The sequence below is a fragment of the Streptomyces sp. NPDC111516 genome, from assembly GCF_055635345.1.
This window is the reverse complement of record NZ_JBVKBV010000002.1, coordinates 422,029-434,924: the sequence shown is the minus strand read 5'-3', so window position 1 is coordinate 434,924 and position 12,896 is coordinate 422,029. Positions and strand designations below refer to the sequence as shown.

General features: G+C 71.3%; 6 protein-coding genes. 3 read left to right on the top strand and 3 right to left on the bottom strand.

All coding sequences use genetic code 11. From position 1 onward, the window contains the following. Positions 1-207 precede the first annotated feature (207 nt). From ACZ7L9_RS07580 to ACZ7L9_RS07570, 3 genes are all read left to right on the top strand, one after another. Positions 208-945, top strand: a complete 738-nt coding sequence (locus ACZ7L9_RS07580) for a response regulator transcription factor (RefSeq protein ID WP_471413378.1) — start codon at positions 208-210, stop codon at positions 943-945. Continuing rightward, positions 942-2,018 (top strand): HAMP domain-containing sensor histidine kinase, encoded by a 1,077-nt coding sequence (locus ACZ7L9_RS07575; protein ID WP_471413376.1) that lies wholly within the window; start codon positions 942-944, stop codon positions 2,016-2,018. The genes ACZ7L9_RS07580 and ACZ7L9_RS07575 overlap by 4 nt, the downstream gene beginning before the upstream one ends. 257 nt (positions 2,019-2,275) lie before the next feature. Next, positions 2,276-6,106, top strand: a complete 3,831-nt coding sequence (locus tag ACZ7L9_RS07570) for a multifunctional oxoglutarate decarboxylase/oxoglutarate dehydrogenase thiamine pyrophosphate-binding subunit/dihydrolipoyllysine-residue succinyltransferase subunit (RefSeq protein WP_471413375.1) — start codon at positions 2,276-2,278, stop codon at positions 6,104-6,106. Between the two features lie 88 nt (positions 6,107-6,194). Here the strand turns inward: ACZ7L9_RS07570 and fxsT are convergent, their stop codons facing one another. The 3 genes from fxsT to ACZ7L9_RS07555 are packed head-to-tail and all read right to left on the bottom strand — an operon-like array spanning position 6,195 to position 12,893. Further along, positions 6,195-9,707 carry an FxSxx-COOH system tetratricopeptide repeat protein gene (gene fxsT, locus ACZ7L9_RS07565; protein WP_471413373.1) on the bottom strand — a complete coding sequence of 1,171 codons (3,513 nt, stop codon included), beginning with the start codon at positions 9,705-9,707 and terminating at the stop codon, positions 6,195-6,197. Further along, on the bottom strand, positions 9,704-11,047 hold the full coding sequence (locus ACZ7L9_RS07560) for a CHAT domain-containing protein (RefSeq protein ID WP_471413372.1): 1,344 nt from the start codon (positions 11,045-11,047) through the stop codon (positions 9,704-9,706). The genes fxsT and ACZ7L9_RS07560 overlap by 4 nt, the downstream gene beginning before the upstream one ends. Further along, the gene (locus tag ACZ7L9_RS07555) at positions 11,037-12,893 is read right to left on the bottom strand and encodes a hypothetical protein (protein WP_471413371.1); all 1,857 of its coding nucleotides are present in this window, start codon (positions 12,891-12,893) and stop codon (positions 11,037-11,039) included. The genes ACZ7L9_RS07560 and ACZ7L9_RS07555 overlap by 11 nt, the downstream gene beginning before the upstream one ends. Positions 12,894-12,896: the final 3 nt, after the last annotated feature.

Genomic DNA, 12,896 nt, shown 5'->3' with positions numbered 1-12,896 from the left:
ATCCATGACCCCGGACGCCCGGGGGCCAAGCGCCACAAGGCCGACACTCCGCCACTTCGCCGCACCCAAGCCGTTACACCCTGCGTAGCCGAGAGCAGTCCGCTGCCTTTACGCTGCTGACCGGTGACGGGATCACCCATGACATCCACAAGCGAAGACCGTGCCTCCGGGGGAATGGCCCCCGTGAGAACGGGCAGGGGCGGGGCGATGGAACAGACACACACCACCCACAACGGTGTCGCGGCCACCCCGGGCGCGCAGCGCCGGGTGCTGGTGGTCGAGGACGACGCCACGATCGTCGATGCCATTTCCGCCCGGCTGCGGGCCGAGGGCTTTCTGGTGCAGACCGCACTCGACGGGCCCGCGGCCGTGGACGCGGCCGAGGCGTGGCAGCCCGATCTGATGGTGCTCGACATCATGCTCCCCGGCTTCGACGGCCTGGAGGTCTGCCGCCGCGTGCAGGCCCAGCGGCCGGTGCCGGTGCTGATGCTGACCGCCAGGGACGACGAGACCGACATGCTGGTCGGCCTCGGGGTCGGCGCCGACGACTACATGACCAAGCCGTTCTCGATGCGCGAGCTGGCGGCCCGGGTGCATGTCCTGCTGCGCCGGGTCGAGCGTGCGGCGCTGGCCGCGGTCACTCCGCGCAGCGGCATACTGCGCCTCGGCGAGCTGGAGATCGATCACGCGCAGCGCCGGGTCCGGGTGCGCTCCGATGACGTCCACCTCACGCCGACCGAGTTCGATCTGCTGGTCTGCCTGGCCAATACGCCGCGCGCGGTGCTCTCCCGGGAGCAGCTGCTGGCCGAGGTCTGGGACTGGGCGGACGCCTCCGGCACCCGCACCGTCGACAGCCACATCAAGGCGCTGCGCCGGAAGATCGGTGCGGAGCGGATCCGTACCGTGCACGGTGTCGGCTACGCCCTGGAGACCCCGGCTCCATGACCCGGCCCGGTTCCGGACTGCGTCCCTTTTCGGTCAAGGCCAAGCTGGGCACGCTCGTGGTGGTCTCGGTGTTCATCACCACCGGGCTCCTGATGGTGGCCCTGCGTACCAGGACGGAGCTGCGCTTCATCACGGTGTTCTCGGTGATCGCGACCCTGCTGATCACCCAGTTCGTGGCGCACGGCCTGACGGCACCGCTGGACGAGATGACGACCGTGGCCCGGTCGATATCGCACGGCGACTACACCAGACGGGTGAGCGGCGCCGGCCGGCGTGACGAGCTCGGCGACCTGGCCCAGACGATCAACCTCATGGCGGACGATCTGGAGGCCGTGGACCGGCACCGCAAGGAGCTGGTGGCCAATGTGTCCCATGAACTGCGGACACCCATCGCGGCGCTGAGAGCCGTGCTGGAGAACGTCGTGGACGGGGTGTCCTCGGCCGATCCGGAGACCATGCGCACGGCCCTGAAGCAGACCGAGCGGCTCGGCAGGCTGGTGGAGACGCTGCTGGACCTGTCCCGTCTGGACAACGGGGTGGTCACGCTGAAGGCCCGCCGTTTCGAGGTGTGGCCGTATCTGTCCGGTGTGCTGAAGGAGGCGAACCTCGCCGCCTCGCACCGTCGGCTGTCCTCCGGCTCCGGGAATCACACCCGCAAGGACGTCCATCTGCATCTGGACGTGTCGCCACCCGAGCTGACCGCGCACGCGGACGCGGAACGGTTGCACCAGGTCGTGGCCAATCTGATCGACAACGCTGTCAAGCACAGCCCGCCGCACGGCAGGGTCACCGTGCTGGCCCGGCGCGGGGCCGGACCGGAATCCCTGGCACTGGAGGTCCTGGACGAGGGCCCGGGCATTCCGGAGTCCGAGCGGCACCGGGTCTTCGAGCGTTTCAACCGCGGCGAGGTGCCGTCCCCGCACGGTCCGGGCAGCGACGGCGGTACGGGCCTGGGCCTGGCCATCGCCCGCTGGGCGGTGGATCTGCACGGCGGACGAATCGGCGTGGCCGAATCCGCTCGCGGTTGCCGCATCCAGGTCACTCTTCCGGGAATCCCGCAACCGCGAGGTTGACATAGGGTTCGAACCGGAAGGGAACGTTCTGCGTGTTCTCTTTCAGGGGTACGGTCCAAGGGGCCGTAGCTGCGGCCCTGCGTACCCGAAGTGCAGCGGAACCACGCTTGTTTCCCGCCATTTCGTGCGCCGAAACGCGCCTTCCGATGTGACTTGCACGACGAAGACCGGCCCGGCCTGCATGGAACGGCTCGGGAGGCGTAGCCTTGATTTCCGCTGTCCATCACCTTGTGAAGCGGAAGAGGGCGGTTGCCGCCGTGTCGTCTCAGTCCCCCAGTAACTCGAGCATCTCGACCGACCAAGCCAGCCCGGGTTCCGACCCGGCTGCGGCTTTCGGCCCCAATGAGTGGCTCGTCGACGAGATCTACCAGCAGTACCTCCAGGACCCCAATTCGGTCGACCGGGCCTGGTGGGACTTCTTCGCCGACTACAAGCCGGGTACGTCCGGCACGGCGGACAAGCCCGTTCCCGGTGCCGCAGCCGCGGGGGCTGCGGTGACCCCGGCCCCGGCCGCCACCGCACCGACCACCACACCCCAGGCCGCTCCGGCGCAGGCCCCGGCTCCGGCCGCGAAGGCCCCGGCGCCCGCGGTTCCGGCGCCCGCACAGGCCGCTCCCGCCGTCGCTGCCCCGGCAGCACCGGCGAAGGCCGCGCCGGCCGCGAAGCCCGCCGAGGCCCCGGTGAAGGCTGCGGTGGCTCCGGCCACCGAGGCCCCGGCCGGCCCTGAGTACGTGACGCTGCGCGGCCCGTCGGCCGCCGTCGCGAAGAACATGAACGCCTCGCTGGAACTGCCGACGGCCACGTCCGTCCGCGCCGTTCCGGTGAAGCTGCTCTTCGACAACCGCATCGTCATCAACAACCACCTCAAGCGCGCCCGCGGCGGGAAGATCTCCTTCACGCACCTCATCGGGTACGCGATGGTGCAGGCCCTCAAGGCCATGCCGGCGATGAACCACTCCTTCGCGGTGAAGGACGGCAAGCCGACCCTGGTCAAGCCGGAGCACGTCAACCTCGGTCTGGCCATCGACCTGGTGAAGCCGAACGGCGACCGCCAGCTGGTCGTCGCGGCCATCAAGAAGGCCGAGACGCTCAACTTCTTCGAGTTCTGGCAGGCCTACGAGGACATCGTCCGCCGCGCCCGCAACGGCAAGCTCGGCATGGACGACTTCACCGGAGTCACCGCCTCGCTGACCAACCCCGGCGGCATCGGCACCGTGCACTCCGTGCCCCGCCTGATGCCCGGCCAGGGCCTCATCATGGGCGTCGGCGCGATGGACTACCCCGCCGAGTTCCAGGGCACCTCCCAGGACACCCTGAACAAGCTGGGCATCTCCAAGGTCATGACGCTGACCTCGACGTACGACCACCGGGTCATCCAGGGCGCCGCCTCCGGCGAGTTCCTGCGGATCGTCGCCCAGCTCCTGCTCGGTGAGAACGAGTTCTACGACGAGATCTTCAAGTCGCTGCGCATCCCGTACGAGCCGGTCCGCTGGCTCACGGACATCGACGCCTCGCACGACAGCGACGTGACCAAGGCCGCGCGGGTCTTCGAGCTGATCCACTCCTACCGGGTCCGCGGCCACGTCATGGCCGACACCGACCCGCTGGAGTACCGCCAGCGCAAGCACCCCGACCTGGACATCACCGAGCACGGCCTCACCCTGTGGGACCTGGAGCGGGACTTCGCGGTCGGCGGTTTCGCCGGCAAGTCGATGATGAAGCTCCGCGACATCCTCGGTGTGCTGCGTGAGTCGTACTGCCGCACCACCGGCATCGAGTTCATGCACATCCAGGACCCGAAGCAGCGCAAGTGGCTCCAGGACCGGGTGGAGCGCCCGCGCGCCCAGCAGCCCGAGCGCGAGGAGCAGCTGCGCATCCTGCGCCGGCTGAACGCCGCCGAGGCGTTCGAGACGTTCCTGCAGACCAAGTACGTCGGTCAGAAGCGGTTCTCGCTGGAGGGCGGCGAGTCCGTCATCCCGCTGCTCGACGCGGTCATCGACTCCGCCGCCGAGGCCCGCCTCGACGAGGTCGTCATCGGCATGGCCCACCGTGGCCGGCTGAACGTGCTGGCGAACATCGTCGGCAAGTCGTACGCGCAGATCTTCCGCGAGTTCGAGGGCAACCTCGACCCCCGGTCGATGCACGGCTCCGGCGACGTGAAGTACCACCTGGGCGCCGAGGGCACCTTCACCGGTCTGGACGGCGAGCAGATCAAGGTCTCGCTGGCCGCCAACCCCTCGCACCTGGAGGCGGTCGACCCGGTTCTGGAGGGCATCGCCCGCGCCAAGCAGGACATCATCAACAAGGGCGGCACGGACTTCACCGTCCTGCCCGTCGCGCTCCACGGCGACGCGGCCTTCGCGGGCCAGGGCGTCGTCGCCGAGACGCTCAACATGTCGCAGCTGCGCGGCTACCGCACCGGCGGCACGGTGCACGTGGTGATCAACAACCAGGTCGGCTTCACCGCCGCCCCGGAGTCCTCGCGCTCCTCGATGTACGCCACGGACGTGGCGCGCATGATCGAGGCGCCGATCATCCACGTCAACGGCGACGACCCCGAGGCCGTCGTCCGGGTCGCCCGGCTCGCCTTCGAATTCCGGCAGGCGTTCAACAAGGACGTCGTGATCGACCTCATCTGCTACCGCCGCCGCGGTCACAACGAGGGCGACAACCCGGAGTTCACCAACCCGCAGATGTACACCCTGATCGACAAGAAGCGCTCGGTGCGCAAGCTCTACACCGAGTCCCTCATCGGTCGCGGCGACATCACGCTGGAAGAGGCCGAGCAGGCGCTCCAGGACTTCCAGGGCCAGCTGGAGAAGGTCTTCGCGGAGGTCCGTGAGGCCACCTCGCTGCCCGCTCCGGCGCACACCCCCGAGGTCCAGCCCGAGTTCCCGGTCGCCGTGACCACCGCGGTCTCCCAGGAGGTCGTGAAGGTCATCGCGGAGTCCCAGGTCAACATCCCCGACCGGATCACCGTCCACCCCCGCCTGATGCCGCAGATGCAGCGCCGCGCGTCCTCGGTGGAGAACGGCACGATCGACTGGGGCATGGGCGAGACCCTGGCCATCGGTTCGCTGCTGATGGAGGGCACCCCGGTCCGGCTCGCCGGCCAGGACACCCGCCGCGGCACCTTCGGCCAGCGGCACGCGGTCCTCGTCGACCAGGTGACCGGCGAGGACTACACCCCGCTGCTCTACCTCTCCGACGACCAGGCCCGTTACAACGTCTACGACTCGCTGCTCAGCGAGTACGCGGCGATGGGCTTCGAGTACGGCTACTCGCTGGCCCGTCCGGAGTCGCTGGTCATCTGGGAGGCCCAGTTCGGTGACTTCGTCAACGGCGCACAGACAGTCGTCGACGAGTTCATCTCCTCGGCCGAGCAGAAGTGGGGCCAGACCTCCGGCGTCACGCTGCTGCTGCCGCACGGCTACGAGGGCCAGGGCCCGGACCACTCGTCCGCCCGTCCGGAGCGCTTCCTCACGCTGTGCGCGCAGAACAACATGACGGTCGCCATGCCGACCCTGCCGTCGAACTACTTCCACCTCCTGCGGTGGCAGGTGCACAACCCGCACCACAAGCCGCTGATCGTCTTCACCCCGAAGTCGATGCTCCGCCTCAAGGCGGCCGCGTCGAAGGTGGAGGAGTTCACCACCGGCGGCTTCCGCCCGGTGATCGGCGACGACTCGGTGAACGCGAACGACGTCCGCAAGGTCGTGTTCTGCGCCGGCAAGGTCTACTACGACCTGGAGGCCGAGCGTACGAAGCGCGGCGCCACGGACACGGCGATCATCCGTCTGGAGCGCCTCTACCCGCTGCCGGGTGCCGAGCTGCAGGCCGAGATCGCCAAGTACCCGAACGCCGAGAAGTACCTCTGGACCCAGGAGGAGCCGGCCAACCAGGGCGCCTGGCCGTTCATCGCCCTGAACCTGATCGACCACCTGGACCTGGCCGTCGGCGCCGACATCCCGCACGGTGAGCGCCTGCGCCGCATCTCGCGGCCGCACAGCTCGTCCCCGGCGGTCGGCTCGGCCAAGCGCCACCAGGCCGAGCAGGCTCAGCTGGTCGCCGAGGTCTTCGACGCCTGACCGGTCGCTGTACGCACGCCGAAGGGCCCGCCCCCGCGAGACGATCGCGGGGGCGGGCCCTTCGGCGTACGGGCGGGACGCAGACCCTTCAGACAATCAGGGGTTCGAAGTCCCAGAAGTGCAGGCGCTCGGCACGTGCCGGGTCCTCCGCCTGCCGGTAGGCAGCGGTGAGGGGGTGGTCCGCCCCCAGCAGCGCCGTCGTCCGCGGGCCGTTCACCCGGCCCAGCTCGTGCGCCTCGTCGGTCCGCCCGCTGCGCGTCCGGACGATCACCGCGTTGAACGCGCAACCGAGCGCCCAGGGGTGTCCTTCGCCCACCGCCCCGGCCATCATCGAGCGGGCCCGCTCGATCTCCTGGCTCGCGGTGTCCAGCTCCCCCAGCGCCCAGCGCATCAGCCCGAGATTCCCCTCCGCGCCGATGGTATACGGGTGTTCGTGGCCCAGCATCGATCTGTACCCCGCCACCACCTGCTCGTGCAGCAGCAATGCCCGGTCCGGGTCCCCCGCCCGCCGCTCCGCGCAGGCCGCACTCGCCGTGATCAGCAGGGTGAGCGGGTGGTGCTCGCCGAGGAGCCGCAGACAGTCCCGCCGCACCCGGGCAAGTGCGGGCCGGGCGGCGGCCGGGTCACCCGCGAGGTACCGGCACAGCGCGAGGTTGTGCTGGGCGCGCAAGGTCTGCGGATTGTTGGCGCCGATCGCCGCCAGATGCCGGCGGACCGTCTGCCCCAGGGCCTCCTCGGCTGCGCGGTGGCGTCCGAGCAGCCGCAGGTCGATGGCGCAGTTGAGTTCCGAGTACAAGGTGGCGGGGGCCTGTCCGCCCAGCACGGATCGCCGCAGGTCCAGCGTGTGCCGGTCCTGCTCCAGCGCCTCGCCGTACAGGCCGAGGAGCCGCAGCGACACCGCGAGGTTGTTGTCCGCGTTCAGTGTGCGGTAGTCCTCCTGGCCGAGGAGGGTGAGGTAGCGGTCCCTGATCGAGACGGAGAGCCGCAGCGCCTCGGTGTACCGGCCGAGGCCCCGCAGGTCGGCGGCGAGGCCGCCGACGGCGCGCAGGTGTTCCAGGTCGTGTTCGCCGCGTTCGGCCCCGAGGTAGTCGGCCGCCGCACGCTCCAGACGTTCGCTCGTCCGGTAGTCGCCGACGGCACGGAGCAGATTTGCGTAGTGGTGGCCGAGGTCCCAGATCCGGGGGTGGGTATCACCGAGCAGGGCCGTCCAGGAGGTCCTGGCCGGTCCGGCGAGCCGGATGCCGCTGCCGTACTCGCCCGAGAGGTACATGTAGCGCAGACAGTCGAGGACGAGGTCCTGCACCGCGGATTCGGTGCTCTCCAGTACCTCCGCCCACTTCAGGTGCGGGGTGAGCGCAGCGTACGTGGTCCATGTCCGAACGTCGGAGGGCCGCCCCCTGTCGACGGCGGCCAGCGCGCCACGGGCCGCGACGGCGCAGGTCGCGCGGTCGGCCGCCGTCAGTTCGCCCCGCACCATGCGGTGGATCATGCGGTGCATGTGGAGAGCCCTGTGCGGGTCCGCCGCCCCCCGGCCCGGGGGCACCGCGGTCTCCAGTCTGACGACCGAGTAGCGCAGCAGTTGCTGGACCGCCTGGTCGAGCCGGTCCGGGTCCGTGAACGCCTCCAGGCCGCCGACGGTGTCCCAGGCGACCCCGTGCAGCAGTCGCAGGGGGATGGAATCGGGGGCAAAAAAGCTGCACAGGCGCAGCAGACCGACGGATTCCGGGACGGTCTCCTTGAGCTTGTTCAGCAGTATCGACCAGGCCGTGCGGAAGGTCAGCGGGAAGTCGACGGAGACCTTGACGACGTCCTGGTCGATGCCGCCTTCGAGGAGCTCGATGTACTCCTCGACGGACATGTCGGAGTCGTTGAGCCAGCCCGCCGTCTGGTCGAGGAGGAGCGGGAGGTCCTCGAGGGCCTCGGCGAGCCGGCCGGAATCGTACGGGGTCAGGCGCGGTGCGCGGCGGCGGATGAAGGCGACGGACTCGTCGCGTTCGTAGACGGGGACCTCGACGAGGCTGCTGTGGTGCTCGCCCCATCCCGGGTTGCGGGAGGTGATCAGCACATGTCCGGGGCCGGTCGGCACCAGGTCCCAGATGTGCTCGGGCTCGTCCGCGCCGTCCAGGATCAGCAGCCAGTGCGCGTACGGTTCGCCGCGACGCAGCGCGTCCCGGACCGCGCGCAGCCGCTCCCCGTACTCGGCGCCCGTGGACAGGCCCAGCCCGGACGCCAGCTCGGCCAGCTTCTGGCGGTAGAGGGACCGGCGGTCGGCAGGCACCCACCACACCACGTCGTACTCGGATCCGAACCGGTAGACGTACTCCGCCGCCAGCTGCGTCTTGCCCACGCCCGGCATCCCGTGCAGGGCCACGACCCCGGCGCCCGGCCGGGCCCCGTGCAGTGACTCGTACGTCGCGGTGAGCAGCTCGTCGCGGCCGGTGAACCGGGTGTTGCGGCGCGGCACCCCGCCCCACACCTCGGGGGTGTCGGCCGGATACCGGGGCCCCTGCCCGGCCCCGACGGGCTCGGGCAGCGGGTCGGTGGGCAGGCCCAGGCGCACCAGGAGCCGCCGCTCGGCCTCGTCGGCACCGACGTTGGTCAGGTCGGCCGCACCGAAGGCCGCCGTGGCGCCGGGCAGCGCGGACGTGGTGACGCAGACGGCGGCGAAACGATCGGGGTCGGCGCCGACGACCTCGCGCAGCGCCCTGTTCCACTCCTCGTGGCCGCGCTCGCCGAGCTGGAAGTACCAGTCGCTGAGGATTGCCAAAACCTGGCCGCGGGTGAGCGTCAGGTGCCGCAGCGACTCCTCCAGCGGAACCTCCGCCGACGGATCCCAGCGCTGCTGGACCACCGTCACCCCGCGCCGCTCCAGACGGTCCCCGATCCACGCCGCCCAGGCCCGGTTGAAACCGGCGAAACTGATGGTGACGTGGTCCACCGGACCGGGCGTGGTGCGCGGGACCGCGAGCGCTTCAACGGGCGCGAGGCCCCCGGCGTCCTCCGCGCCGTCTCCAGTGGCCCCTGTCTGCTCCTCCTCCTGCCCGGTCTCCTCGGCCCCTTCCGTCTCCCCCGCTTGGCGTGCCGGCCAGAGCGCGTCGGCCACATCACTCTCCGGCCACCCGGACAGTGCCGGGTCCTCGGGTCCATACTCCTCCGAGGCGGGTGGCCGAGCGGGCACGTATCGGGCGACCGGAGCGGTCCGCCCCGAGCCGTCCCCCGCCGACTGCGTGATCCGGCAGGGCAGAGCAGCCTTGCGGACCGGTGTCCCCCACTGGTTGGTGATGGTCAGCCACAGCTCGGCGGGCCCGGTGGCCCGGCCCGCCGTGACGACGAACCGGGCCGGGCCGTACGTACCCCCGTAACGGTGCAGTACGAGCGCGGGGTCGTCGAGCACTTCGCAGACGAAGTGCCGGCCACCGTCCAGTGCGACGGTGAAGGTCAACTCCTCGTCCTGGTACGGCCAGGCCCCCGGGTCCTCCTCGCCCTGCGGCCCGAGCGGACCGCGCAGGTCGACGGTGACGAGATAGGCGCATCCCGCCTCGGCCTCGCGGGGCCGGCTGACGACGGGTTCGATGAGCAGGGTCGGATCGTCGCCGTTCACGGTGCGCCTCCTTCCCCGCTCATCGCCGTGTCGGGGCGTGGTCCGGTCAGGCTGAGCGTGCTGAGCGGATGCCCGTAGTACTGGAACATGAGGCTGTACAGCAGACGCAGGACGGGCCTCTGTCCGTCCACGTTCAACCGTCCTTCGTGCCGGGCGCGCGGCAGGTTCGTCAAGGGGCCGAACTCGTCGAGCGCACGGGCCCGGAAGAGGCGCAGCGAGTCGGCGACCGGCCGCCAGGGTTCGGCAGCCAGGGTGCCGACCAGTTGCCGGATGAGTTCGCGTGCCTCGCTGTCGCCGACCTGTCCGGCCGCGACGACGCAGCCTCCGGCGCCCTTGCGGAGGAAAAGTTCGGTGAAACCCCGCAGGTCCGTCTCCCCCAGCCCGGTGTTGCGGACGAACCTGGCCGAGTGGCAGGCGTTGAGACAAACCATCGAGTGGTCCTTGTCGAGCACCGTCATCGGGCGGTCGTCGTACTCGGCCCAGGTCACCTCGGCGAGGGTGAGCGCGTCGACCCGATCGTCGTAGGTGCCGTGGGCCGCCATGTAGACGAGGCCGACGGGATCGGCCGGGCAGGCGTCGAGCTCGTCGAGAAAGCCGTCGATCGTCACGTGCGGGCGGTGCGCGTACCCCTGGAAGACCGCCATGTCGGCCCGCATGTCATGGATGTGCCGTACCCCGCTGCGGTGAACGCGCGCCGCGTTCGCGTCGTGGAAGTAGTAACCGAGCACGTCGCCCGCGGCCGATACGGACGCTTCGGGCAGCACCAGTTCGGTGCTGCGGATGGTGAGCCACCGCGTGACCGCGACCAGGGTTCCGAGCAGCCCCTCGCCCAGCCCGTTCGCTGGATCGGCCGGCAGCCAGAACGCCTCCCAGGGGATCTCGTAGCCGGTGTCGTCGTGGATGGTGACCTGGAGCGCGTCGCCGTGCACCGCGCGGGCCCGGTTGATCCAGGCGGCGAGCCGCTGCTGGTTCCGGGACCAGTGCCGGATGTCGCGGAGCAGCTGGGAGGGGGCGGGGCCGTCGCCCAGGGCGTTGCCCAGGCCGATGCCGGTGGGGCGCAGCTGGGTCGGCCCGGTGGTGTACGGAAGCGGGGGCACCCCGCCGCACCAGGCGCTGACCCCGAACGTCTGGGGGCCGCCGTGGCAGTCGTGGTGCGGGACGACCGTGATCCGGGCGGTGTGCGGCGGGGGCCGGCTGTCGGCATCGGCCTCCGTGAGCCCGAGCCCCCGTTCGCGCCGTCCGGGGCGCACCCCGGCCGGTACGGGGGTCCTGGCCAGCCGTCGCCCCGTGGCCACGGAGTTCTCCAGCAGGCGGCGGAGCCCCGCGGATTCACCGCCCACGGTCGGCCGCCTCGTGCTCCGGCCTGCCCATGACCACTCTGCCGTCGAGGGCCTCGGCCAGCAGGTGCGGAAGCTCCGGGTACGGCTGTCGCCCCGGGTCGACGACCAGGCTGTGCAGCCGGGTCCGGTCCATACCGCTGATCCGGCCGGCCGCGGCGAGCGCGTCGTCGATGCCGGTGCGGCCCACGGCGCCGCGTCCGGCCTCGCCGCGCCGGCTCGCGGCGAGCGGAACGTTGCCGCGCCCATCGGTCACCACGACGAGCAGCGCTTCCACCAGGCCGGCGCGGTGGTGCTGGAAGGCCCGGCGCAGGGTCTGTTCGGCCAGATTCAGTCCGTGGGCGAGCGGGGTGGCCCGGCCGGGCGGCCGGTTCAGAGCCGCGGTGATCCGCGGGGAGCGGGTGGACAGGGCGGTGAAGGACTCGGCCCGTACCTCGTTCGGTGCCCCGCGCCCGCCCACTTCGACCACGTGCACCGGGGCGCGGGTGACATAGGCCCATTGCAGGTACGGGTCGAGTGCCGCGTGCCAGTCCCAGTCCTCGCGGCAGGTGTGGTCCAGGACGAGGGTGAGCATCCGGACCGGTTCCGGTGCCCGGACGTACCCGCGCAGATCGCGCGGCATGATCACCAGACGGTCGCTCCGCTCCCGTACCGCCCGGTACTTGGCCGCCTCCATCGCCGTGCGGACCGCCGCGAGGTCCCACAGGTCCCGGGCAGGGCGTACGCCGACGACGGGGCCGCGGGCGGCCCGGGGGCCGGTGGTGCGGCGGCCCGGGGTGCGCAGGGCCGCGTCCTCCGGTGGCGGTCCGGAGGTGTCTTCCGGGTACGGGGTGTCGGCGGTCGGCCAGGGGCCGGCCGCGAGTCCTGACCCGATGTGCTCGGCGGGCCCGGGTTCCAGGACGGGCGTGCCGGGCGACGGACGTGGGTCGGTGCCGGGCCGTGGTTCGGAGACGATGCGGGGAGCGCCCCGGCCGGTGTCGATGGTGCCGGACTCGGAAGGTGGCTCGACGGTCGGCCGCCGGACGCTGCGCAGGCGGATGAGACGGGCGGCCGCTTCGGCGTGATCGGCCGTGATCCGTTCGGCACCGTCGAGCCGGGCCAGGGCGCGGGCGGTCCGGGAGAGGGCGAGGGGTCTGCGCTGCCCGGTGCCGTCCTGGTCGTCGAGGAGTTCCAGTACTCGGGACGCGAAACCGGCGGCGGGCCGGAGGGGCGGCCTGGGGCCGGTGGAACGGGCCCGGTCCAGGGCTGTGGCCCAGGCGGTCGGGAGGGGGCCGAGCGGGGCGTCGCCCGGTCGGGTGCGCAGCCCCGGGACGGTGAGGCGGAGCGGGAAGCGGTCCAGGAGGTGCGGAGAGACGCGCTGGACGTCCTCCGTGCGGCAGACGGCCAGCCAGCGGGCCTGCGGCCGCCAACGGCGTCTCAGCCCGGATTGTTCGACGGTGGCGACATCGGCGCCGAGGAGCTGTATGGCTGCCCGCTTCCCCGGCACGCTGAGCCTGGCGAGGTCGGGAACGATGACGATGGAGGGTCCGGGCACGGGTTCGGTTAGCGGTCCGGGGTCCAGGGCGAAGTCGATGCCGTGCGGACCACGGCTCACCCGGGGCCGTAACCACAGGTCCTCGTCCGTGGTGGCGGCGGTGAGGGCGGTGCGGGGGACGGGTGTGCCGGTGGGACCGGCGAGCAGCCGTTCCCACACGGCGGCGACGGTGGCGAGGTGCGCGTCGGGAAGGTCGAACAGCAGCACCCCGGACAGTTTCGGCTCGACGGCGGCGCAGACCAGTGCGGTGAGCAGCCGCCGGGGGAGTTCGTCGGCGTCCGCGGCGGGCACGGGCGGTGGCACGGATGCGGGCATCGG

Coding starts and splice junctions, on each gene's coding strand:
- ACZ7L9_RS07575 (WP_471413376.1), top strand. CDS start 942: ATGACCCGGCCCGGTTCCGGACTGCGTCCCTTTTCGGTCAAGGCCAAG.
- ACZ7L9_RS07555 (WP_471413371.1), bottom strand. CDS start 12,893: ATGCCCGCATCCGTGCCACCGCCCGTGCCCGCCGCGGACGCCGACGAA.
- ACZ7L9_RS07580 (WP_471413378.1), top strand. CDS start 208: ATGGAACAGACACACACCACCCACAACGGTGTCGCGGCCACCCCGGGC.